This is a genomic window from Pseudomonas sp. E1MeOHC2 (assembly GCF_058745025.1).
The window spans coordinates 2,695,983-2,719,466 of the sequence record NZ_CP196675.1 but is presented as its reverse complement, the minus strand read 5'-3'; the positions used below and the strand labels follow the sequence as shown (position 1 = coordinate 2,719,466).

Below are 23,484 nucleotides of genomic sequence, written 5' to 3'. Positions count from 1 at the left end.
TAGGAGCGAGCTTGCTCGCGAAGGGCTGCAAAGCAGCCCCAACCCTGCCGACCACAATCATGACCCAACCCCCCATCCTCCACAGCCACCCCCTAAGCGACCGCTTCCAGGCCCTGGACCAGTTCCTGACCGAGCACCAGCACCTGTGGAAACCCAGGCCATTTACCGCCCTGCGCCTGGATTGGGAAGCCGAACACCCAGCGCTCGCCGCCCACCTGCGCCAAGCCACCCTGGCCGACGCCGAAGCCGAAGCCGAGCCCGACCCAAACACCCTGCCTGCGCCCTTCCCCCAGCTGGCCCGGCAAGCCCACCACCTAAGCGCCCTCGATGCACTCCCGGATGCCGGCCTGCCACCCGCCGCCCACCGCCTCGACGTCGGCGTGCCCGGCCGCAAGTGGCAGCAGATCGAAGCCTTCACCCGCCGCCTGGCCTTCAGCGAACAACCCCAGCACTGGCTGGACTGGTGCTCCGGCAAAGGCCACCTAGGCCGCCGCCTGCTGCAGCCTGGCCAGCAACTGACCTGCCTGGAATACGACGCCGAGCTCGTCGCCGCTGGCCAAGCCCTGAGTGAGCACCACCATCTGACCGCACGCCATGTGCATCAAGACGTGATGGCCGCCGACAGCGCCCGCCACCTCGACAGCGACAAAACCGTGGTCGCCCTGCACGCCTGCGGCGACCTGCACGTGCGCCTGCTGCGCCTGGCCAGCCAGCAAGGTTGCCGGCAAGTCGCGGTAGCCCCGTGCTGCTTCAACCGCATCGAAGCGCAGCACTACCCGCCGTTATCCACAGCCGCACAAGCTTCCGGCCTGCAATTGTCGCTGGACGACCTCGGCCTGCCCTTGAGTGAAACCGTCACTGCCGGCGCCCGCGTGCGTCGCCAGCGCGACACCTCGATGGCCCGCCGCCTGGGCTTCGACCTGCTGCAACGCCAGCAGCGCCACTGTGATGAGTACCTGCCCACCCCCTCGCTGCCGGTGGCTTGGCTGGACAAGCCTTTCGAGGCGTACTGCCGTGACCTGGCCGCACTCAAACAATTGCCCCTGAGCGGCACGCCGGACTGGGCTGCCCTTGAAGCCGCCGGCTGGCAGCGCCTGGCCGAAGTACGCAACCTGGAACGCGTGCGCAACCTGTTCCGCCGCCCACTGGAACTGTGGCTGGTGCTCGACCGCGCCCTCTTTATGGAAGAACAGGGTTACAGCGTGCGGCTCGGGTTGTTCTGCGACTACCCGCTCACACCTCGCAACATGCTCATCCTGGCGGAACGCGACCGTTAGCCGCAGAACAACCTGTGGATAAGTCTGTGCACAAGCTTTTGATGAATGGTTGGATCCAAGCGCTATTTCAAGCGTTTGGCTTATTCCTTGAGGCAGTTCAAGGCCTGCAAAAACAGGCGTTTGCGCAAAGACCAGCGGCGCATGGATTCGGCATGCCTTTCGCGCAAGTTAGCAATGCTACTTGTGCATAAACTTTTGTTGTGCTTTCTGCAGGGCCGCAAAGCGGCCCGATGAGTCAACGGTTTTTGTTGTTGGCCAACTCGATATCGTTCATCAGTGCCTTGGCCATCGCGGTCAGGTAATCGGCCGCGCCCAACAGCTTGTGGTCGTCTTCCATATCACCCTCCCTGAGCAGGTGCTTGATGTAACCGAGCAGGACCGAGACCTGCTCGTAGGCATCGCCGATGGGGATGCCGGGTTGTACGCGTAGCAGGCCAACCGGTGGGTTGCCGACTTCGAGGAAGGTTTCCAGGCCTGCGGTGGTGATCTCAATGTGGGGCTGGGGTGGATCGGGGACGATCTTGATCATGGCGGACTTCCATTTTTCTCAAAAAGGAACTGCCACCCGATCTTTCTCACGGATCAAAGGTGGCAGCCGTACGCGGGGTGAGAAACCGAGGAGAAAAACGCGAAAAGACTCGGCCAGACCGAAGTCTGCCCGCGCACGGCCACCATTACGATGCCGCCATTTCTCAATCGGGTTCTCACACCCGGTCGCCGGAGCGACCCGAAAACGGTATCCGTGAGGTACTTCCCCGACAACAGCGATACTTCGGCAGCGCGCGTAGGATAGGTCCGAAGCAGGCCAACCCCGAAGCATTTGGTTTCAGCTTCAGAAATGCCTTACAGCTGACGCACCGCTCCCCTTCCACGGTGTATCATCCATCACCCAAATCATTAAAAAGACACGTCGCGCGCTGACCGCCAGCCCCGCGACCTTCTGGCGTTGCGCCAGAACCGACAATGGAATAACGGACTTCTCATCGTGACCCAAGCCAAAACCCTTGCCCTGTTGACCCTCGCCATGGCCCTGACCGCGTGCGCCAGCGGCACCTCAAGCCACCCTTCCAGCAATCTGGGCTGGGACACCCCTGGCATGCAGCTGGGCGGCGACAGAGGCCTGCCCCTGCGCGTCGAGTCCCCGTGCCGCAAGCGCGGCTGCGACAACGACAAGCTGTTTTTCAACCCCGGCAAAACCGAGCCAAACGTCAACACGATCCATCGCGGCTGGTAGGAAAAATCTCCTTTTAGGCCGGTGACTTAGCTCATTTGCAAACAATCGCAAGGAAGTGGTTTACAGGCGCCAAACGATCGTTATAATGACGCCCCATTGCCGGTATAGCTCAGATGGTAGAGCAACTGACTTGTAATCAGTAGGTCCCGGGTTCGATTCCTGGTGCCGGCACCATACGCAGTATCAAAAAAGGCTCACCGAAAGGTGGGCCTTTTTTTGTTTGGGTGTCTGCTGCCCCTAACGTCTCCTACCTGAAAAGGGCTGAACCGCCCGCAGGCGGGGACGCTTTATCGATGCAATCTCGCCAAATCCTTCAAATACCCACCCCCGACTGGCCACGACCACGCTATAGCCACCGGCTCCACTTTGGCCGGTCACGGGCGCGATTAGTTTATTCCTACGAGCCAACCGGAACCGACTGTCTTGCTGCCACCGCAGGAGCGAATCAGGACTCAATCGAACGTATCGAGCTCGCAAGGCGTGCCGCCATCAGCAACCATATGGGGCCCATTCGCGGCGAACGCGGGCCGCTTGCCGGGCAAGTCAGCACCTCAAGGACAACAATGCCCTTGAATACGGCTCGGTCCCTGTAGGAGCTGGCTTGCCTGCGATGGGCTGCGCAGCAGCCCCAGATGCCCCCAACAAACGCCGTAATCAACGTCAAAGACAGATCCGCGAATCTCCTTAGATTGCCCCCATTCCGGTCAATTCGGGGGCATCAAAGCTGGACATTTCTGACCAGGCCACCAAGCTGCTTTAATGCCCATTCAACCCACCAGCGCCAAAGATGGCCGGTGGGTGGCGTGATCGCTAACGAGCTCCCTCAAGCCCTACAGGAGGCAATGTGCAATTCATCTACCTTTTCCTCTGCCTTGCAGGCGCGGCGTTGCCTCTCTCACAATTTTTCCCGTGGCTTGCTGCGCATAGCCTCAACCTACCGCTCCTGTTACAACAGGCAACGTCCAGCAACATTGCTGCGTTCGCTTGGGCTGATGTACTCGTTTCAGGTGTAGCGGTGGTCTTTTTCGTGATTGCGGAAGGTCGCAGGCTTGCTATCCCCCGGCTGTGGTTGCCGTTGTCGTGCCTTGCCGTCGGGCCTTCATTGGCGTTGCCACTGTTTCTCTTGCTGCGGGAGCGCCACCTTGCGGCAGCGCCTGTGGAAGCTTGCCAGTGATACTGCTCGAACAGACCCTCGCAATTACATGCTGATCGTGGAAAGGATAAGTTGAAAACCTCACCCCGAGACGCAGCCCGCCTTGATTTCTATCAAGGCTAAAAGCGCCAGAACGCATAGCTTGGTATCAGCCCCCGCTTGCGAGACTGAACGCCATGGCCAAAAAATTCCCCACCCACCCGAGCCACCCCGAGCGTATCTGCTGGGGGTGCGACCTCTATTGCCCTGCCAAGGCGCTAGCCTGTGGCAATGGGGCAGATCGGACCATGCATCCGGTGGAGTTGTTCGGCGAGGACTGGGACAGGTTTGAGGGTCAGCTGGATAAGCCGATTCATGAGGTGCGGCGGGGGCAACCCCGTTGATTGTGGGCGGCAAAGGGGCCGCTTTGCGGCCCATTCGCAGCACAAGGCTGCCCCTACAGAGGCGGCGTCAGAATGACGTGCTCAGCGTCAGCGACAGATTGCGGGGGTCACCATAGATCGCCCCGGCATAGAACCCGTACCGGGTGTAGTAATGCTTGTCGAACAGGTTATTGGCATTAAGGCTGACACTGGTCTCATCCGTCAGCTGGTACTTAGCCATGGCATTCCAGATCGCATACCCCGACCAGTTGACGTCGGTCGAGCCCGTGCTGACGCCATTACTCGGCTGCCCAGCCGGGCTAGACACCGCACGAATGTTGCTCTGCGCAGTAACCCCCGCACCAAGCGTCAGGCGGTCCAGTGGGCCGGACAGGCGATAGGTGGTCGAAGCCTTGAACAGGTGTGACGGGTCGCTGCGGCCATCACTGTCAATGCGGCGGAAGTGCAGGTAGGTGTAGCCGGCGTAAACGTTCCAATTCGGGGTCAGTGCGCCAGCAATCTCCAAGTCGATACCGTCGGTTTCCTGGCCGGACCCGGCCTTGTAGGCGTCATTGCCGGTCGGGGTGGTCAGGTCGCCGTCCAGCACGGCTTTGTTTTCCTGCTTGGTGCGAAAGTACGCCGCCGAGGCATTCAGGCGGCCATCAAACCACTCGCCCTTGATGCCAGTCTCGTAGCTCTGCCCGCGAATCGGTTCAACCTTGCTGCCGCTGCTGGTCTCGGCGGTCTGCGGGGTGAAGATGTCGGTGTAGCTGGCGTACAGCGAGTAGGTGTCGTTGAGGTCGTAAATAGCCCCCAGGTACGGGGTAACGATGCCGTTTTCTTCCTGGCTGGTACGCACGCCGGCATTGCTGCGGGTAATGGCCGAGTAGTTGCTGGTACGCACGCCGACGATCACCGACAACGGGTCGGTGATGCTCAGGCGGGTTGCCGCGTACATGCCCTGCAGGCGGGTGGTGGTCTTGCTGTGGCGGCCGGTGCGCGAGGCGAGCATGTCGTAATCGTCATCCACGCCATTGCGCCAGTCGGTCAGCGGGAAGCCGTTGTTGGCGCGGAACTGGCAACCCAGCGCGGCAGCACTGACGCGGCCGTCGCTGACCATGTTGCAGGTGTATTCCGGCGACCAGGCCACGGTGCGGCTGTCGTTGTAACCGACCATCGCCTGGTGGGTGCGGCCAAACAGCTGGAACGGGCCGGACAGGTCGATTTGCGCAGACTGCTGGGTGGTGTCGCTGGAGCTGTGCAGGCCGTTAAGCACGGCGCCGCTGCCATCCTGGTCCCAGTAACCGCCAAAGCTGCCGCGCCCGGCCGAGTTGACCTTGGCCAGGCCACGGTGGTTGAGGGCCTCGGCGGTGCTTTGTGCGGCTTTGAGGTCAAGGGTCCAGTCGTTGTCGAAGCGGTGTTCAAGGGAGCCGAATGCGGTGCGGGTGGTGTATTCGCCGAAGCTCCAGCTTGGCACCACGTTGGTGCTGCGGGGCAGGTCGGTCTTGCTGCCGTCGCGGTACCAGATCGGGATGTTTGCGCCCCAACCGCCGCCAACGACTTTGTTGTATTCGTACTGGTAACCGGCGCCCAGGGTGGTGGCGTCGTCCAGGTCGAACTCGAAGTTGGCCAGCGCGGCGCGGGAGCGCTCGGACTGGTTGTCGCGGAACGAGTTGGCGTCCTGCTGGGTCATCACGAAGCGTGAACGCAGGCGGCCATCTTCGGACAGCGGCAGGTTCAGGTCGGCGCCCAGGCGGCGTTTGTCCCAACTGCCGTAGGTGGCGTAAGCGCTGCCGCCAAAGGTCTTGGTCGGGGCCTTGCGAATCAGGTTGACGGTGGCCGACGGGTCGCCGGTGCCGCCAAGCAGGCCGTTGGCGCCACGGACGATATCGATGCGCTCGTACAGGTCCATGTTCAGGGCATTACCCCCGCCGCTGAAATCGGAGCCGCCCTGAAACTGCAGGCCATCGACCTTCCAGTTGGTGATGGAGTACCCGCGGGCACGGTAGTCGGTGCGGCCGCCCACTTCGGCCTTGCTGGCGGTCACGCCGGGCGTGGTTTCCAGCGCCTGCTCGATGGTGTGGATGGCGCGGTCATCCATCTGCTGGCGGGTAATGGTGGTCACCGACTGCGGCGTCTGGCGCGGCGTCAGCTTGAGGCCGGTGGAACTGCGGCTGCTCTCGACCGTGTACCCTAGCTGGCCGGTTTCATCGGCAGGCACCAGCGCGCTGTCTTCGATCTGCGTGGCATCCAGCTCCAGTGGCTGGCTGTCAGCCGCCATGGCGCCGCCGCTGATGGCCATGGCAATGAAGAAGGCCAGCGGGTTGAGGCGACTTCCGCCTCGGCTGATGGGAGAGAAGTCGTTCATGATGCTCCGAGGTTTCATTTGGGAAGGCTTCGTATTCGCAGATGATTTTTTGTTACGATTCTAGGGATCCGCCCTTGGGGCTCCAGAGCCGGCTTGTACGGGGATGTAATTGAACGTAACGAGCGCCCCCGGCCCTCACCGAACAGGTGTTTTTTCAAATGAGCACAACCCTGCTGGTTGTCGACGATGACGACGAAATCCGCGAACTTCTCTGCGATTACCTGACAGATGCCGGCTACACCGTGCTGGCGGCCGCTGATGGCGATGGGATGCGCCAGCAACTGGCTGGGCACAAGGTCGAGCTGGTGGTGCTGGACCTGATGCTGCCCGGCGAGGATGGCTTGAGCTTGTGCCGCCAGTTGCAATCGACGCCTGGCCTGGCGGTGATCATGCTGTCTGCCAAAGGCAGCACGCTGGACCGCATCATCGGTTTGGAAGTGGGCGCCGACGATTACCTGGCCAAGCCCTTCGAGCCACGCGAGCTGATTGCCCGGATCAAGGCCGTGCTGCGTCGGCCCCAGCGCCTCGACACGCCCGTGGCAAAACCGGCTGTCGAAGCGCAGCAGTTCGCCGGGTTTCGCCTCGACCACGTCAAACGCCTGCTCACCCGCCCTGACGGCGAAACGTTGACCCTGCCCCGCTCCGATCACCGCGTGTTGCGCGAGCTACTGGAGGCCAACAACCGTGTGGTATCGCGCGATCAGCTGACCCGCAGTGCGTTTGGCCGTGACCACCTGCCCGACGACCGCTCGGTGGACATGTGCGTCAGCCGCCTGCGCCAGCAACTGCGACGGGCGCCGGGCGGCGTCGCGCAGATCCTCACCATCCGCAACGAAGGCTATTTGCTGAGCATTGCCCGCAGCGAGGCTGATGCCTGACATGCGTTGGCTCCGCCGGTTGTGGCCGCGCACGTTGTTTGGCCAACTGCTGCTGATCATGGTCAGTGGCACGGTGGTGATCCAGTTGCTGTCGAGCAGCATCTGGTTCGATGTACGTTTCGCCCAGGTGCTCGAAGCCCCCGTTCGGCTGATCGCTGCCCGCAGCGCGCCGCTGATCGCCAGGGCCGACTGCCATGCCGGTACCGTGCAGGCGCCGGCCCATTATCAGGTGCGCTGCGCCGAGTCCCTGCCCGTGCAGGAGGTGGACCAACGTAGAGGGCGCAAGCGCATCGAACTGCTGCTGCATCAGGCCCTGAAGTACGAGCTGGGCCATGCTCAGGACGTTCGGCTGATGAAGGTGCAACTGACCGATGAACTGGGCCAGCCGATTGTCTGGCGCAGCCTGTTCGGTTTGCGCACGACGCAGGCGCACATTCAGTTTGCCGTGCCGCTGGCCGATGGGCATTGGCTGACCATCGATGGCCAAGAGCTGCAAGGCTGGAGCGGCGAGTCCGCCTGGGTGTTGATCAGCGACTACCTGCTTCGCGTCTATGCCCTGCGCATCGTCGCTGTGTTGCTGGTGTGCCTGCTGGCGGTGCGCCTGTGCCTGCGCCCACTGCGGCGCCTGGCGGATGCTGCGCGGGGGCTGGGCAGCAATCTGGAGCAGCCGCCCTTGGCGCTGGATGGGCCGGAAGAGGTGCGCCAGGCCGCGCAGGCCTTCAATGCGATGCAGCAACGGCTGATTGCGATGGTCAACGACAAGGCCTACTTCCTGGCCGCCGTGTCCCACGACCTGCGCACCCCACTGACGCGCATGCGCCTGCGCCTGGAGCGCCTGCCGGATGACGAGCAGCGTGAGCGCCTGCGGCAGAACATCACGCAGATGGACGACATGATTGGCCAGGTACTCGATTACCTGCGTGCCGGTGAGCAGCAGAACCTGCAACAGGTGGACCTGGACCGGCTGGTGGCGCGGCAGTGTGCCGACTTGTCCACAGCAAGCGAGCCACTGCCGGTTCATGGCCAGGGTGGCAGCCTGCGGGTCGATGCCCTGCTGCTGCAGCGCTGCCTGCAAAACCTGCTGGTTAATGCACTGCGTTACGCCAAAGAGGTTTCTGTCACGCTGGAGCGTGCGACCACGGGGGTTTATATCCATGTCGATGACCGAGGGCCGGGTATCGCGCCAGGCTTGCTGGCGACGGTCACCGACCCGTTCGTGCGGGGTGAAGGGTCGCGTAACCAGGAGTCTGGGGGGTATGGGCTGGGGTTGAGCATCGCAGAGCGGATCGCGGCCAGCCATGGCGGCGAGTTGCTGTTGTCCAACAGGGATGGCGGTGGCTTGCGGGCCAGTGTGCTGTTGCCTTATTAACCTGTCACCGCTCCTACAAAGAGCTGCGCACGGAATCAGGTAACAGTCTTTTACCGATTCCCCAGGTTTTCCGCAGCCCGCCATTGCCTATCCTAGGCGGGTCATCCTGCCTGCGATGGACCCATGAAACACTCTCTGCCCAGCCGCTACGCCTGCCTGTTCATCTGCCTGCTGTTCACCCTTGCCAGCCTCCCGTTACTGGCCCAGCATGCCTGGCTCTGGCCGTTCACACTGATCACTACCCTGCTCAGCCTGGTCGGCCTCAATGACCTGCGCCAAAGCCACCACGCGGTGCGGCGCAACTACCCGATTCTGGGCAACATCCGCTACCTGATCGAAACCATCCGCCCGGAAATCCGCCAATACCTGATCGAAGGTGACGACGACAAGCTGCCGTTCTCCCGCTCCCAGCGTTCGCTGGTGTACGCCCGGGCCAAGAATGAAAGCGCTGAAAAAGCCTTTGGCACACTCAACGATGCCTACAAGCCCGGCTTTGAGTTCATCAGCCATTCGATGCTGCCGGTGGCCACACCAGACCCTGCCTCGTTCCGCATCGCCATTGGCGGGCCGCAGTGCCAGCAACCCTACTCGGCATCGATCTTCAACATCTCGGCCATGAGCTTCGGCGCGCTCAGCGCCAACGCCATTGCGGCCCTCAACCAGGGGGCACGCCTGGGGCGCTTTGCCCATGACACCGGTGAAGGCAGCATCAGCCCCTACCACCGCGAACATGGCAGCGACTTGATCTGGGAGATCGGCAGCGGTTACTTTGGCTGCCGCACCGAAGAAGGCCGTTTCGACCCGCAACGCTTCGCCGAGCAAGCCCGCTCAGCGCAAGTGAAGATGATTGAGATCAAGCTCAGCCAGGGCGCCAAACCGGGCCACGGCGGCATCCTGCCGGGGCACAAGGTCAGCCCTGAAATTGCTGCTACCCGTGGCGTGCGTGAGGGCGAAGACTGCATTTCACCTGCTGCGCACAGCGCTTTTCGCAGCCCGGTCGAACTGCTGCAATTCATTGCCAACCTGCGCGAACTGTCGGGCGGCAAACCGGTGGGTTTCAAGTTCTGCCTGGGCCATCCGTGGGAATTCATGGGCATTGCCAAAGCCATGCTGGCCACCGGCATCACTCCCGACTTCATCGTCGTCGACGGCAAGGAAGGCGGCACCGGCGCGGCGCCACGCGAGTTCAGCGACAACATGGGCGTGCCCATGCGCGAAGGCTTGATGTTCGTGCACAACACGTTGGTCGGCCTGAACCTGCGCTCAAGCATTCGCATTGGTGCGGCGGGCAAGATCGTCAGCGCTTTCGATATCGCCAGTGTGCTGGCCATTGGCGCCGACTGGGTGAATTCGGCGCGTGGCTTCATGTTCGCCATCGGCTGCATCCAGTCGCAGAGTTGCCACACCAACAAGTGCCCGACAGGCGTTGCCACACAAGACCCGCTACGCCAGCGCGCCCTGGTGGTACCGGACAAGGCCCAACGGGTGGCCAGTTTCCATCGCAATACACTGCACACATTGGCCGAGATGCTTGCGGCGGCAGGCCTGGAGCACCCTTGCGAACTTAAGCCCAAGCACTTGGCACGCCGTGTCAGTGCCAGCGAAATCGGCTTGTTCTCGGACCTGCATACGTTCCTCAAGCCTGGCGAGTTGCTCAGTGGCTCGATTGAAAGCGAGTTTTATGCGCGGATGTGGCGGATGGCTCGCAGCGACAGTTTTGCGCCGGAGACTGGGGAGGTTGTACAAAAAACAGTAGTGCGCCATAGACAGGCGGAGCCAGCTTGAAAGCTGGGGGTGCTTCGCACCCCTTTCGCGACGCAAGGCCGCTCCCACAACTACAACGCAAATCTCTGCAGGAGCGGGCTTGCCCGCGATGGGCTGCAGAGCAGCCCCAGATGGATCAGTATCAGAAGATGCTGATCGGGTACTCGACGAATACGCGGACTTCGTTGCCGTCGTCGTTGTAGCCGTTCTGCTGCACAGCATTGTTGGTACGCACGAACGAGCTACGCAGCTTGATCGACAGGTCTTTGGCCGGGCCGTCCTGAACCACGTAACGGATCTGGTTGAAGATCTCGCGCTCTTTACCTTCACCGAAGCCTTGCGGGTTGGCGCCGTTGCGGGTGTTGATGTTGTCACCCACCACGTAGGCCAGCTTGTAGGTCAGGCCCGGTACGCCGTAGGCGCCGAAGTCCAGGCCGTAGCCCAGCTGCCAGGAGCGCTCGTCTTCGGCGTTGAAGTCGGACCAGTACGAGTTGGCCAGGTAGATGGTCGAACCACCGTCACCCACGCCACCGGCGTTCTGGTAGAAGCCGTAGTTGTAGCCGGTGCTGCCGGTGCTGCGCTGATGCGCGAGGGTGAACGAGTGTGCACCGTACGCGTAAGTGGCTGCCAGGCTCCAGATGGTGTTGGAGTCGCCGTTGAGGCCGGCGGCCTGGACGTACTTCTTGTCGATGTCCGACTTGTAGCCGTTGAAGTCCAGGGTCAGGGACTGGTCGCTGGCGATCGGGAAGACGTAGTTCAAGCCCAGGTAGTGCTTCTTCATCACGTCTTCGTTGTCTGCGGTGTACAGCGAAGCGGTGAAGTTGTCGGTGAACTTGTAGCTACCGCCGAAGACGTTGATCGACTTCAGGCCACCACCGTCACGACGCTCGGCACTCTTGCGCGCTTCCTGGGTGAAGCGACCGGCGTTCAGTTCCAGGCCCTCGATCTCTTTGGAGGTGATCAAGGTACCGGTGAAGCTTTCTGGCAGCAGACGTGCGTCGTCGTACTGCAGCACTGGCAGTGCTGGCATCTGGTCACCGTACTTGAGCACGGTGTTGGAGATGCGGAATTTCACGGCAGCGCCGCCACGGGCCAGGTTATGCGGCGAGCTGGCGTTGCCGTCGGCGTTCTTGGTCTCGTGCGGTTTGAAGAAGTCGACGCCGCCACCACCGTTGTGGCCTTTGCCGCCGTCCAGACGCAGGGCGTACAGGCCGAATGCGTCGACGCCGACACCGACGGTGCCCTGGGTGAAACCGGAGGAGAAGTTGGCGATGACGCCTTGGCCCCATTCGATCTGGTCATCGGTACCGTGCTTCTTGTCACGGTTGATGTAGGCGTTGCGCAGCAGCACATTGGCGTGGCTGTCTTCGATAAAGCCCTTGCTGTCGGCCTGCTCATTGGCCTGTGCCTGGGTCGCGGCGATCATCGCCAAGGCGACCAGGCTGATCCTGGTTTTCAACATGTTGTTTTCCTTATTCCTAATCAAAAACGCTCTGCAATATGACGCCAGGAACCAACGCCCCTTCGTAGGTTCGACGCTATGCGGATCCAAACTGGAAGGCTTGCCGGCAATCGCACGGTGGCCTTTAACAGCAGCATGGCCATGTCATGGCCAGCAGGCGTTGGCCGAATCCTATCCGTGTGCGATTACAAATGTCAAAAAGTCGTGAAATGCAGGTTGATATAACCAAAATCACCCGCTGCTCTGGTGCATTTCCATGCCTGTTCAGGCCATCAGTGGGCATTTTTTCTTTTGTCAGAAATGTCGCCTTGACCAACCAGCCAACATTCGGCGAGCGGCGTATACAAAAGGCGTAGTTACAAAGTGATACATATGTAAAGACAAGCCTTTACAAATACCCAAGCAACAGTAAATAGCAAGCATTACCATTCGCACCCTCTTTTCACCTGCCTCAGTCCGGATGTATTCATGCTTGTACCCTGCCGCCTTTCTCCCCTGACGCTTGGCCTGTCGCTGCTGTTCAGCGCCAGCCTGGCCAATGCCGCCACCACCACCCTGCCGGAACTGTCAGTCACCGCCGAAAGCGAGCGCGAAGAGGACAACCCGCGGGTCAAGGAGGTCAGTACCGCAACGCGCACCTCGACGCCGGTGCGCTACGTGCCCCAGGCCATCGACACGGTAAAGACCGCCAACGTTCTGGACTACGGCAACAACACCCTGGGCAAGGCGCTTGAAGGCATCCCCAACGTCAGCAGCGGCGCCGACACCCGCTTCGACAGCGTGCGCATCCGCGGTTTCGAGGCCAGCAACGACTTCTACCTGGACGGCATTCGCGACGACAGCCAGTACATCCGCGACCTCAATAACATCGAGCGGGTCGAAGTGCTCAAAGGGCCGGCAGCGGTGCTGTATGGCCGTGGCAGCCAGGGTGGCATCGTCAACCGCGTCAGCAAGGCGCCGGAGCACGGCCGCCGCTCGAGCATCGAGGCGCAAGGCGGTAGCGAAGATCTGCGCAGCCTGTACGCCGACCTCAGCGCCGACCCCAGCGATACCATCAGCCTGCGCCTGAACCTGGGCAACCAGGACACCAACAGCTTCCGCGATGGCATCGATGGCAGCCGCCAGTTGTTCGCCCCGTCGATGAGCTGGCAGCTCTCGCCCGACCTGAACTGGCTGGTGCAGTACGAGTACAGCCGCTACAACCGCACCCCAGACCGTGGCATCCCCGGGGTCAATGGCCGCCCGGCAGACGTCAGCCGCAGCACCACCTATGGCGATACCCAACGCGACTACATCGATGACCGCGCCCAGTCGCTGCGCTCGCGGCTCAACTACCAGCTCAACGAAACCTGGCAACTGCGCCACACCCTTGGCCTGTTCAAGCTCGACAGCGAGTTCGACAACACCTACGCGGTGGGCTACGACGCCAGCAAAAACACCGTTACTCGCCAGCGCTGGCAGCAGGACCTGAACACCCGCAACCTGTTCAACAACCTCGAAGCCGAGGGCGACTTCAACACCTTGGGGCTGGAGCACAAGCTGTTGGTGGGCCTGGAGTTCGGCAGCCAACGGCGCGACCCGACCCTTTACAGCGCTGCGCCGAACTCTGTGCCAAGCCTGGACGTCGGCAACCCCAACCGTGGCCTGCAACACACTGGCCCCATGTTGCTGTCGAGCGACAACCACACCGTGGTTCAAAGCCGTGGCCTTTACCTGCAAGACCAGGTCCGCCTGAACGATCAATGGCAGTTGCTCGCCGGCGTGCGATTCGACCAGTTCGAGGTAGAGACCACCAACAAGGATGGCCTGACCGAGCCGCAGGACAGCAACACCACCAGCCCGCGCCTGGGTGTGGTCTACACGCCGTGGCGCGACCACTCCTTCTACGCCTCGTGGAGCAAGACCTTCTCGCCGGTGGGCGGTGGCCTGATTGGCATTACCCCTGGCGCGCCGGGCAACAGCAATGACACCGGGCCAGAGCTCACCCGGCAGAAAGAGATCGGGGTCAAGAGCGACTGGCTCGACCAGCGCCTGACCACCACCCTCGCGGTGTATGAACTGGAGCTGTACAACCGCCGCACGCGTGACGCCAACGACCCGAGAATCACCGTGCTCACCGGTTTGCAACGTTCACGGGGCATCGAGCTGACGGCCACCGGCAACATTGTCGGCAACTGGTACGTGCGTGGGGGCATCGGCCTGCAGGATGCAACCATCGTCAAGGACAACAACAACCAGGAGGGCAACCGCATCAACGACGTGGCCAAGCGTAACGCCAGCCTGTTCGTGACCTGGAAGCCGGAGCTGGGATGGTACGCCGAGACCGGGCTGACGCTGGTCGGTGACCGTTATGCCGACAACCAGAACACCACGGTGTTGCCAGGCTATGGCCGTTGGGATGCGCTGGCCGGCTACCGCACCCACGACTGGGATGTGCGGGCGGCGTTGAACAACATTGCCGACAAGACTTACTACAGCTCGGCAACCAGTGCTGCGCAGATCCAGGTAGGCGACCCGCGCAGCCTGGTGGTCACGAGCACTTACAGGTTCTGATGCTCCTGCCTGCACCGGTGTCAGGACCGGTGCAGGCTACCCCGATAATGTCAGTGCCACACCGCCATCAGCGCCTGCATCTCCGCTTCGCTGATCAGCCCTTGGGGGTATCGCCCGGCAAGCAGACGTCGTGGGTCGGTCGTCCTGACCTGAATGTTTCCATGGTGCTTCAACCACTGCGCCAGAACCTCGAGCGATGGGTGGTTCACTGCCGATGGGCACAAAGCCGACTCACTTGCTGCGTTCATTTCCACACGTACTCCCTTGCCCGTGAGCGGCTAATTTACGTAGGTATTGTTACAGATCCGAGAGCCCCGCCAAGCCGAGCTATCTATTTGAAAAACAATACAAAACGTATGCCAAACACGCCGCCGGAGGTCGCCTGAAAAAAAAGGCCCGTCACATGACGGGCCTCTTCGTTCAGGGTGGCTTCAGCGCTTGACCGGTGCCGGTTGCTGCTGGGTCAGGCAATGGATGTTGCCGCCCCCCAGCAGCAACTCACGGCCAGGGATCATCACCACTTCGTGATCCGGGAAGATCTTGGCCAGGATCGCTCTGGCCTGGGCATCGGCCGGGTCATCGAAGCTCGGCGCGATGATGCCGCCGTTGACGATCAGGAAGTTCACGTACGATCCAGCCAGGCGCACCGATGGGTCGCGCTCTTGGCTGCCGGCCACCTGATCGACACCGTCACACTCTTCGGCAGTGGCAAACAGTGGGCCCGGAATCGGCATCTTGTGCACCACGAACTCACGGCCTTTGGCGTCGCGGGTGTTTGTCAGCACCTCCAGGGCGGCGTGGCAGCGTGCGTAGTTGGGGTCGTTGGAATCATCGGTCCAGGCCAGTAACACTTCGCCTGGGCGCACGTAACAGCAGAAGTTGTCGACGTGGCCGTCGGTTTCGTCGTTGTACAGGCCGTCCGGCAGCCAGACCACGGTATCGACCGCCAGGTGCTCGCGCAGTACCGCTTCGATCTGCTCGCGGCCCAGGTGCGGGTTGCGGTTACGGTTGAGCAGGCATTCCTCGGTGGTGATCACGGTACCTTCGCCGTCCACGTGGATCGAGCCACCTTCCAGCACGAAGCCTTCGGTCTGGTAGCGCTGGCAGCGCTCCATTTCCAGGACCTTGGCGGCCAACTCCTCGTCACGGTTCCATGGCGCGTAGAGGCCGCCATCGAAACCGCCCCAGGCATTGAAGCCCCAGTCAACGCCGCGTACTTCGCCATGATCGTTGATGACGAAGGTAGGGCCGGTGTCGCGCACCCAGGCATCGTCATTGCTGATTTCCACGACGCGGATGTTCGGCAGGTCGAGTTGGCGACGGGCGTTTTCGTATTGGCCTGCGGAAACGCCCACGGTCACCGGCTCAAAACGGGCGATGGCTTTGGCCAGTGTCACGTGGGCAGCCTGCGCCGGTTTGCCACCCAGGCGCCAGTTGTCCGAACGCTCCGGCCAGACCATCCAAACCTGGGTCTGCGGCGCCCATTCAGCGGGCATGTGAAAGCCGTCGGCACGGGGGGTAGAATTGAGAGTTTTCATGGTGAACCTCTGCGTAGGCCCTGAGCCGATGTGCACTGGGCGTTGGGTCGATGGGTTGGGGCGGCGGCACATTTATAACCGATATTTATCGGCATTTTAACCACATCTTACAGAAACAGAAAAGTATCACGCATAATATGCCGATAACAATCGATGTACCCGCTAACGCTTAGGGCTCCGCAGTGATATTTGTCTGCCACCACCCTAGCCGACGAGCTAGGCTGCTTGCCATAGAACTTGATTTTTCAGAGGCGATTTGAGATGCGCATACTCGTCACAGGCGGCGCCGGCTTCATTGGCTCGGCGCTCGTCCGTCACCTGATCAGCAACACCGAACACGAAGTGCTGAACCTCGACAAGCTAACTTACGCTGGCAACCTCGAATCACTGCAGAGCATCGCCAGCAACACCCGTTATGAATTCGTCCAAGCCGATATCGCCGACTCGGCGACGGTCAGCGCTGTGCTTGAGCGCTTCCAGCCCGAAGCGATCATGCACCTGGCAGCCGAGTCCCATGTGGACCGTTCGATCGATGGCCCGGCGGCGTTCATCCAGACCAATATCGTCGGCACTTACGCCCTGCTCGAAACTACCCGCGCCTGGTGGAGCCGCCTGCCTGCCGAACAGCGCCGTGCGTTCCGTTTTCATCATATTTCTACCGACGAGGTCTATGGCGACCTGCATGGCGCCGACGACTTGTTCCACGAGACCACGCCGTATGCGCCCAGTTCGCCTTACTCGGCGAGCAAGGCCGCTTCGGACCACCTGGTACGCGCCTGGCACCGTACTTACGGCCTGCCGGTGCTGATCAGCAACTGCTCGAACAACTACGGCCCATACCATTTCCCCGAAAAACTGATCCCGCTGATGATCCTCAATGCCCTGGCCGGCAAACCACTGCCGGTGTATGGCAATGGCCAGCAGGTGCGCGACTGGCTGTTCGTCGAAGACCACGCCCGGGCATTGCTCGAAGTGGTGAGCCACGGCAAGGTGGGTGAGACGTACAATATCGGCGGCCACAACGAGCAGAAGAACCTCGACGTGGTACACGCCATCTGTGCCCTGCTCGAAGAGCTGGCGCCACAGCATCCAGAAGGCGTGGCCCGTTACGCAGACCTGATCACCTACGTCCAGGACCGCCCCGGCCACGACCTGCGCTACGCCATCGATGCCAGCAAAATCGAACGGGAGCTGGGCTGGGTTCCACAGGAAACCTTTGCCAGCGGGCTGCGCAAGACCGTGCAGTGGTACCTGGACAACCTGCAGTGGTGCCGCCATGTCCAGGATGGCAGCTACCAGGGTGAACGCCTGGGCAATACCGACATCAAGGAGCTCATTGCATGACTAAAGGCATCGTTCTGGCCGGAGGATCCGGCAGCCGCCTGCACCCCATCACCCTTGGAGTATCCAAGCAACTGCTGCCGATTTATGACAAGCCGATGATCTATTACCCGATCTCGGTGCTGATGCTCGCCGATATCCGCGATATCCTGCTGATCTCGACGCCCCATGACCTGCCACAGTACCGCCAACTGTTCGGCGACGGCAGCCAGTTCGGCGTCCGCATCAGCTATGCCGAGCAGCCTTCACCCGATGGCCTGGCCCAGGCGTTCCTGATAGGCGAGCAGTTCATCGGCGACGACTCGGTCTGCCTCATTCTTGGCGACAACATCTTCCACGGCCAGAGCTTCACCGAGCAATTGCAGCGCGCGGTCAACTACCCGAGCGGCGCCACAGTATTCGGCTACTGGGTCAAGGACCCGGAGCGCTTTGGCGTGGTCGAGTTCGACGAGCAGGGCAATGCGCTGTCCATCGAAGAGAAGCCACTCAAACCCAAGTCCAGCTATGCGGTGACGGGCCTGTACTTCTACGACAACGACGTGGTCGAAATCGCCAAGGGCATTCGCCCCTCCGAGCGCGGCGAGCTTGAGATCACCGATGTCACCAATGCCTACCTCAAGCGCGGCGATTTGCGCGTGGAGCGCTTTGGCCGCGGCTTCGCCTGGCTCGACACCGGTACCCACGAAAGTCTGTTGGATGCCTCGCAGTATGTGCAAACCATCGAGAACCGCCAGGGGCTGAAGGTGGCCTGCCTGGAAGAAATCGCCTTCAACAAAGGCTGGATCACCCGTGAGCAGTTGATGATCAAGGGTGAAAAACTCAAGAAGACCGGTTACGGTCAGTACCTGATCCAACTGGCTATCGAGTCTGCATGAACATCATTCCCACCGAGATCCCTGACGTACTGATCATCGAACCGACGGTATACGGTGACAGCCGTGGCTTCTTCTTCGAAGCCTTCAACGCCCGCGAGTTCGCGAAGCAGGCCGGCGTCACCGTGGACTTCGTCCAGGACAACCACTCCCGCTCCATCAAGGGCGTGCTGCGCGGGCTGCACTATCAGGTGGAAAACACCCAGGGCAAACTGGTGCGGGTAGTGCAGGGCGAGATACGCGACATTGCCGTGGATGTGCGCAAGAGCTCGCCCACGTTCGGCAAATGGGTCGCGGTGCACCTGTCGGCCGATAATCATCGACAACTGTGGATTCCACCGGGGTTTGCCCACGGTTTCTCGGTGGTCAGTGAGTCGGCCGAGTTTCTCTACAAGACCACTGACTACTACAACCCTGGCGCCGACCGTTGCATCCGTTGGGACGATCCGCAACTTGCCATCGACTGGCAACTCGAAGGGCCGCCGGTGCTGTCGGAAAAGGATAAGGTCGGCGCGCCGCTGAGCGAGGCGCAATTGCTGCCATGAAGATCGTCATCTGCGGCCGTAATGGCCAAGTAGCCCAAGCACTGCAGGGGCAATTGGCTGGCCTGGGCGAGCTACACGTTCTTGGCCGTGAGCACCTGGACCTGGCTCGCCCCGAAGCCCTGCGCGAACCGCTGCGCCAGCTTGCCCCCGAGCTGATCATAAATGCCGCTGCCTACACCGCGGTCGACCAGGCCGAGCGCGAACCAGAGCGCGCCTTTGCAATCAATGCCCATAGCCCTCGCGTGCTTGCCGAGGAAGCAGCACGGCTCGGCGCGCCACTCATCCACTATTCCACCGACTACGTTTTCGACGGCAGCAAAGCCACCCCCTACACCGAACACGACACCCCCAACCCCCTGGGGATTTACGGCCAGAGCAAACTGGCCGGCGAACAGGCGATCGCTGCGGTGGCCGGTCAACACCTGATCCTGCGCACCAGCTGGGTCTATTCGCGATACGGGCACAATTTTTTGCTGACCATGCAGCGCCTGCTGCAAGAAAAGCCTCAACTGCGCGTGGTGAACGACCAGATTGGCGCACCGACCTGGGCCGGTACCCTTGCTGCCAGCACCCGTGTGCTGATCGAACGCTGGCAGGCCGGGCAGGCGGGCGCCTGGGGCACCTACCACCTCACCGCGCAAGGTGAGACGTCGTGGTTCGGCTTCGCGCAGGCGATCGCCGAGCAGTTACGGGCCCAAGGGTTGCCTTGTGCCGAGCTGCTGCCAATCCCGTCCAGCGAATACCCCACGCCCGCCCGCAGGCCACTCAATTCACGCCTGGACTGCTCACGCCTGGCTCAGCAATGGCACGTCCGCCTGCCACACTGGCAGCAGGCGCTGATCGACTGCCTCAAGTAGCGCATAATTGCGTCAGACTTTTCTGGCGCACTTACGTGATGATCGCAAAACCCACGCCTCCACGCCGTCCCCGCTGGCGCAGCCTGGCCCTGCTGACCCTGTGCCTGATCCCACTCCTGTGGCCGCTGCATCACCTGGCCGAGCGCTACTATCAGGAAGAACTGGCCTCACAGAACCGCCAGACCCTCGACCTGTACGTCGCCAACCTGCTAGGCACCCTGCACCGCTACGAAACCCTGCCGCAGATCCTCGGCGACCTGCCGGCGCTGCGCGGTGTGCTGGCCGACCCGTTCCGCCTGGAAGCGGTGACCAACGCCAACCGCCTGCTCAAGGACATCGTCCAGCAGACCGGTGCCGAGGTGATGTACCTGATGGACGTCAGCGGCAATACCCTGGCCGCCTCCAACTGGGACAAGCACGACAGCTTCGTCGGTCGCAACTTCGCCTTCCGCCCCTACTTCAACGAGGCCATGGCCGGCCACCTGGGGCGCTTCTTCGGCCAGGGCACCACCTCGGCCAAGCGTGGCTACTTCTTCGCCGCCGCCGTGCGCGACCGCGAGCGGATCGTGGGCGTGCTGGTGGTCAAGGTCGACTTGGACCACACCGAAACCCTGTGGGGCCGCACCCCAGAGCAACTGTTGCTGACCGACCATAACGGCGTGGTGATCCTCACCTCTCGGCCGGACTGGCGCTTCCGCGCCACCCGTGCACTGACCGAGGCCGAGCGCCAGGCGATCATCGCCATCCAGCCGTACCCGACCCAGGCCCCGCAACCGCTGCAGCTCAACCACGATGCGTGGATCACCCAGACCCGCGACATCAAGGAAACCGGCTGGCAGGTCAGCATCCTTGCCCCGCGCATCCTGGTCGACCGCTCGGTGCAGACCGTGATGGCCATCGGCGCCGGCACGCTGCTGGTGCTGGTGCTGCTGGCCGGCCTGGTGATGCAACGGCGGCGTCACTACATCGACCGCATCGACTTCGAGGCCCGCGGCCGCCAGGAGCTGGAAAAACGCGTGGCCGAACGCACCGCCGACCTCGAAGGCCTCAACACCCGCCTCAAGCGTGCCGTGCTCGACCGTGAAAATGCCCAGCAGGAAGCGGTGCGGGCCCAGGACGAACTGGTCCAGGCCGGCAAGCTGTCGGTGCTGGGCACCATGTCGGCGAGTATCAGCCACGAGCTCAACCAGCCGTTGGCGGCCATCCGCAGCTACGCCGAGAACGCCGAGATCCTGCTCGACCACCAGCGCACCGATGACGCCCGTGGCAACCTCAAGCTGATCGGTGAGCTGACCGGGCGCATGGCCTCGATCATCGCCCACCTGCGCGCCTTCGCCCGCCGCGACCGCCACGCCCCGGAAAGCGTGGCCCTGCAGCCGGCGCTGGACGACGCCCTGGCGCTGCTGGCCAAGCGTCGCCGAGCGATGGCCGTTGAGCTGATCCGCGACCTGCCGGAGGCCACCTTGTGGGTACAGGCGGGTGAAACCCGACTGCGCCAGGTGCTCGGCAACCTGCTGGCCAACGCCCTCGACGCCCTCACCGAAAAAGCCAACCCGCGCCGCCTCTGGCTGAGTGCCGAGCAGCGCGATGGCTACGTCTACCTGTACATTCGCGACAACGGCCCGGGTTTCAGCCGTCAGGCGCTGGAGCATGCCAAGGAGCCGTTCTTCACCACCAAGACCCGTACCCAGGGCCTGGGCCTGGGGCTGGCCATCTGCGAAAGCCTGATGCGCGCCCTTGGCGGCGAACTGCTGCTGGCCAACCACCCTGAAGGCGGCGCCTTGCTCACCCTGCAACTGCGCGTGGCCGCACCCGGCGCTACCCTGCCCAATTCGGAGGACCCCTCGGCATGACCCCCGAGACACTGATCGACAGCCAAGCCCAGGTCATTCTGGTCGACGACGACCCGCACCTGCGCCAGGCCCTGAGCCAGACCCTGGACCTTGCCGGGCTCAAGGTGGTGGCGCTGGCCGATGCCCAAGGCCTGGCCGAGCGTATCGAAGCTGACTGGCCCGGTGTGGTGGTCAGCGACATCCGCATGCCTGGCATCGATGGCCTACAGCTGCTGGAGCAACTGCACGGTCGCGACAGCGAACTGCCCGTGCTGCTGATTACCGGCCACGGCGATGTGCCGCTAGCGGTACAGGCCATGCGCGCCGGTGCCTATGACTTTCTCGAAAAGCCGTTCGCCAGCGACGCCCTGCTCGACAGCGTGCGCCGTGCCCTGGCCCTGCGTCGCCTGGTGCTGGACAACCGCAGCCTGCGCCTGGCCTTGAGCGACCGCCAGCAACTGGCCACCCGCCTGGTGGGCCAGTCGCCGGCAATGCTGCGCCTGCGCGAGCAGATCGGCGCCCTGGCCGGCACCCGCGCCGATGTGCTGATTCTGGGTGAAACCGGCGCGGGCAAAGAAGTGGTGGCCCGCGCCCTGCATGACTTGTCCAGCCGCCGCGAGGGGCCCTTCGTGGCCATCAACGCCGGGGCACTGGCCGAATCAGTGGTCGAGAGCGAGCTGTTTGGCCATGAACCCGGCGCCTTCACCGGGGCGCAGAAGCGGCGTATCGGCAAGTTCGAGTTCGCCAATGGCGGCACGCTGTTCCTCGACGAAATCGAGAGCATGAGCCTGGATGTGCAGGTCAAACTGCTGCGCATGCTGCAGGAGCGAGTGGTCGAGCGCCTGGGTGGCAACCAGCTGATCCCGCTGGATATCCGCATCATTGCCGCCACCAAGGAAGACCTGCGCCAGTCCGCCGACCAGGGGCGCTTCCGTGCCGACCTGTATTACCGCCTGAACGTGGCGCCGCTGCGCATCCCCCCGCTGCGTGAGCGCGGTGACGACATCCTGGTGTTGTTCCAGCACTTCGCCGATGCAGCCAGCCAGCGTCACGGCTTGGCGCCGCACACCCTGCAACCGGCACAGCGCGCCTTGCTGCTGCGCCACGACTGGCCAGGCAATGTGCGCGAGCTGCAGAACGTCGCCGAACGCTTCGCCCTTGGCCTGGAGCTGGCCCTCGACGGCCAGGCGCCGGCAGCGGCAACGCCAACAGCAGCGGTATTGACCGGCAACCTCAGCGAGCAGGTCGAACAGTTCGAGCGCTCGCTGATTGCAGCCGAGCTCGCCCAGCCGCATAGCTCCATGCGCAGCCTGGCCGAGGCGCTAGGCATTCCCCGCAAGACCCTGCATGACAAGCTGCGTAAACACAGCCTCAGTTTTGACGGCGGCAGCGGCGGCCACGACGACCAGGAGGACAACCGTCCATGAACACCGACAGCCAGTATTTGCAGTCCGTACTGCACAGCGATATCCCCCTGACCCGCGAAATGGGCCTGGAGGTCATCGACTGGCAGCAGCACACCCTGCGCCTGCAACTGCCGCTGGCAGCCAACGTCAACCACAAGAGCACCATGTTCGGCGGCAGCTTGTACTGCGCCGCAGTGCTGGTGGGTTGGGGGTGGCTGCACCTGCGCTTGCGCGAGCTGGGCATCGATGACGGGCATATCGTCATCCAGGAGGGGCAGATCAGTTACCCGCTGCCGGTCACAGGTGCCGCGGTGGCTCGCTGTGCGGCGCCGGATGAGAAGACCTGGGCGCGCTTCGTGACAATGTACCAGCGCCGTGGTCGGGCGCGTTTGACGCTGGAAACCACCGTCAGCAATGCCGGTAGCGACGCGCCTGCCGTGAGATTCAGCGGGCAGTACGTGCTGCACCGCTAGCTTGTTCTGTAGGTGATCGCCCAGCCCTTTGGTCATTGTGAGGGCAACTGTCTTGCTCAATGTCTAATAATTGGCGCATCACCTGTGGGAGCGGGCTTGCCCCGCGAAGCAAGCGACGCGTTGGATGGCACGGGCTTCGCCCGTGTTCGCGGGCAAGCCCGCTCCCACAGTGATCGCGCAGAATTTTAGATTTTGAGCAA

General features: G+C 62.5%; 20 protein-coding genes and 1 tRNA gene. 16 read left to right on the top strand and 5 right to left on the bottom strand.

Annotated features, from left to right (window positions below; genetic code table 11):
• The first annotated feature begins 59 nt into the window (after positions 1–59).
• Positions 60–1,277 carry a methyltransferase gene (locus tag ACSSU5_RS12110; protein ID WP_492561232.1) on the top strand — a complete coding sequence of 406 codons (1,218 nt, stop codon included), beginning with the start codon at positions 60–62 and terminating at the stop codon, positions 1,275–1,277.
• 235 nt (positions 1,278–1,512) lie between these two features.
• On the opposite strand, the gene ACSSU5_RS12105 is transcribed toward ACSSU5_RS12110, so the two are convergent.
• Positions 1,513–1,806, bottom strand: a complete 294-nt coding sequence (locus ACSSU5_RS12105) for a DUF3077 domain-containing protein (protein WP_264310680.1) — start codon at positions 1,804–1,806, stop codon at positions 1,513–1,515.
• A 456-nt stretch (positions 1,807–2,262) separates the two neighbouring features.
• Here ACSSU5_RS12105 and ACSSU5_RS12100 point away from each other — a divergent pair, with 456 nt between their 5' ends.
• The 4 genes from ACSSU5_RS12100 (at position 2,263) to ACSSU5_RS12085 (ending at position 4,047) form a co-directional block, all read left to right on the top strand.
• Positions 2,263–2,511, top strand: a complete 249-nt coding sequence (locus tag ACSSU5_RS12100; RefSeq protein WP_264310681.1) for a hypothetical protein — start codon at positions 2,263–2,265, stop codon at positions 2,509–2,511.
• Between the two features lie 98 nt (positions 2,512–2,609).
• Positions 2,610–2,685: transfer RNA gene (locus ACSSU5_RS12095), tRNA-Thr, on the top strand.
• A 670-nt stretch (positions 2,686–3,355) separates the two neighbouring features.
• Entirely contained in the window at positions 3,356–3,685 is a 330-nt protein-coding gene (locus tag ACSSU5_RS12090) for a DUF2834 domain-containing protein (protein ID WP_492561231.1), read from the top strand.
• 155 nt (positions 3,686–3,840) lie between these two features.
• Positions 3,841–4,047 (top strand): DUF3079 domain-containing protein, encoded by a 207-nt coding sequence (locus ACSSU5_RS12085; RefSeq protein WP_492561230.1) that lies wholly within the window; start codon positions 3,841–3,843, stop codon positions 4,045–4,047.
• A gap of 67 nt (positions 4,048–4,114) precedes the next feature.
• On the opposite strand, the gene ACSSU5_RS12080 is transcribed toward ACSSU5_RS12085, so the two are convergent.
• On the bottom strand, positions 4,115–6,412 hold the full coding sequence (locus tag ACSSU5_RS12080) for a TonB-dependent siderophore receptor (RefSeq protein WP_492561229.1): 2,298 nt from the start codon (positions 6,410–6,412) through the stop codon (positions 4,115–4,117).
• Positions 6,413–6,552: 140 nt separating this feature from the next.
• Here ACSSU5_RS12080 and ACSSU5_RS12075 point away from each other — a divergent pair, with 140 nt between their 5' ends.
• The 3 genes from ACSSU5_RS12075 to ACSSU5_RS12065 all read left to right on the top strand — a co-directional run bounded on the left by ACSSU5_RS12075 (position 6,553) and on the right by ACSSU5_RS12065 (position 10,426).
• Positions 6,553–7,272, top strand: coding sequence for a response regulator (locus ACSSU5_RS12075; protein WP_492561228.1), 720 nt, complete (start codon positions 6,553–6,555; stop codon positions 7,270–7,272).
• A gap of 1 nt (position 7,273) precedes the next feature.
• Positions 7,274–8,641, top strand: coding sequence for an ATP-binding protein (locus ACSSU5_RS12070; RefSeq protein WP_492561227.1), 1,368 nt, complete (start codon positions 7,274–7,276; stop codon positions 8,639–8,641).
• Between the two features lie 123 nt (positions 8,642–8,764).
• Positions 8,765–10,426, top strand: a complete 1,662-nt coding sequence (locus tag ACSSU5_RS12065; protein WP_492561226.1) for an FMN-binding glutamate synthase family protein — start codon at positions 8,765–8,767, stop codon at positions 10,424–10,426.
• A gap of 121 nt (positions 10,427–10,547) precedes the next feature.
• On the opposite strand, the gene ACSSU5_RS12060 is transcribed toward ACSSU5_RS12065, so the two are convergent.
• The gene (locus ACSSU5_RS12060; RefSeq protein ID WP_264310703.1) at positions 10,548–11,867 is read right to left on the bottom strand and encodes an OprD family porin; all 1,320 of its coding nucleotides are present in this window, start codon (positions 11,865–11,867) and stop codon (positions 10,548–10,550) included.
• Positions 11,868–12,335: 468 nt separating this feature from the next.
• On the opposite strand from ACSSU5_RS12060, the gene ACSSU5_RS12055 reads away from it, so the two are divergent.
• Positions 12,336–14,420 (top strand): TonB-dependent receptor, encoded by a 2,085-nt coding sequence (locus ACSSU5_RS12055; RefSeq protein ID WP_264310704.1) that lies wholly within the window; start codon positions 12,336–12,338, stop codon positions 14,418–14,420.
• 50 nt (positions 14,421–14,470) lie between these two features.
• Here the strand turns inward: ACSSU5_RS12055 and ACSSU5_RS12050 are convergent, their stop codons facing one another.
• Positions 14,471–14,668, bottom strand: a complete 198-nt coding sequence (locus ACSSU5_RS12050; protein ID WP_264310705.1) for a hypothetical protein — start codon at positions 14,666–14,668, stop codon at positions 14,471–14,473.
• Positions 14,669–14,851: 183 nt separating this feature from the next.
• Positions 14,852–15,958, bottom strand: coding sequence for an agmatine deiminase (gene aguA / locus ACSSU5_RS12045; protein ID WP_492561225.1), 1,107 nt, complete (start codon positions 15,956–15,958; stop codon positions 14,852–14,854).
• A 261-nt stretch (positions 15,959–16,219) separates the two neighbouring features.
• On the opposite strand from aguA, the gene rfbB reads away from it, so the two are divergent.
• Genes rfbB through ACSSU5_RS12010 form a run of 7 tightly spaced genes read left to right on the top strand, consistent with a single transcriptional unit; the run spans position 16,220 to position 23,284 of the window.
• Positions 16,220–17,302 carry a dTDP-glucose 4,6-dehydratase gene (rfbB, locus tag ACSSU5_RS12040; RefSeq protein WP_492561224.1) on the top strand — a complete coding sequence of 361 codons (1,083 nt, stop codon included), beginning with the start codon at positions 16,220–16,222 and terminating at the stop codon, positions 17,300–17,302.
• Positions 17,299–18,174, top strand: coding sequence for a glucose-1-phosphate thymidylyltransferase RfbA (rfbA, locus tag ACSSU5_RS12035; RefSeq protein ID WP_492561223.1), 876 nt, complete (start codon positions 17,299–17,301; stop codon positions 18,172–18,174). The genes rfbB and rfbA overlap by 4 nt, the downstream gene beginning before the upstream one ends.
• Positions 18,171–18,716, top strand: coding sequence for a dTDP-4-dehydrorhamnose 3,5-epimerase (gene rfbC / locus ACSSU5_RS12030; RefSeq protein ID WP_492561222.1), 546 nt, complete (start codon positions 18,171–18,173; stop codon positions 18,714–18,716). Before rfbA ends, rfbC begins: the two co-directional genes overlap by 4 nt.
• The gene (rfbD, locus tag ACSSU5_RS12025; protein ID WP_492561221.1) at positions 18,713–19,573 is read left to right on the top strand and encodes a dTDP-4-dehydrorhamnose reductase; all 861 of its coding nucleotides are present in this window, start codon (positions 18,713–18,715) and stop codon (positions 19,571–19,573) included. The genes rfbC and rfbD overlap by 4 nt, the downstream gene beginning before the upstream one ends.
• 38 nt (positions 19,574–19,611) lie before the next feature.
• A complete protein-coding gene (locus ACSSU5_RS12020) occupies positions 19,612–21,426 on the top strand; it encodes a sensor histidine kinase (protein ID WP_264310708.1) in 1,815 nt (604 codons plus the stop codon).
• Positions 21,423–22,832: a sigma-54-dependent transcriptional regulator gene (locus ACSSU5_RS12015; RefSeq protein WP_492561220.1), complete on the top strand. Its 1,410-nt coding sequence runs from the start codon at positions 21,423–21,425 to the stop codon at positions 22,830–22,832. Before ACSSU5_RS12020 ends, ACSSU5_RS12015 begins: the two co-directional genes overlap by 4 nt.
• On the top strand, positions 22,829–23,284 hold the full coding sequence (locus tag ACSSU5_RS12010; RefSeq protein ID WP_264310710.1) for a thioesterase domain-containing protein: 456 nt from the start codon (positions 22,829–22,831) through the stop codon (positions 23,282–23,284). Before ACSSU5_RS12015 ends, ACSSU5_RS12010 begins: the two co-directional genes overlap by 4 nt.
• The last annotated feature ends 200 nt before the right edge of the window (positions 23,285–23,484 follow it).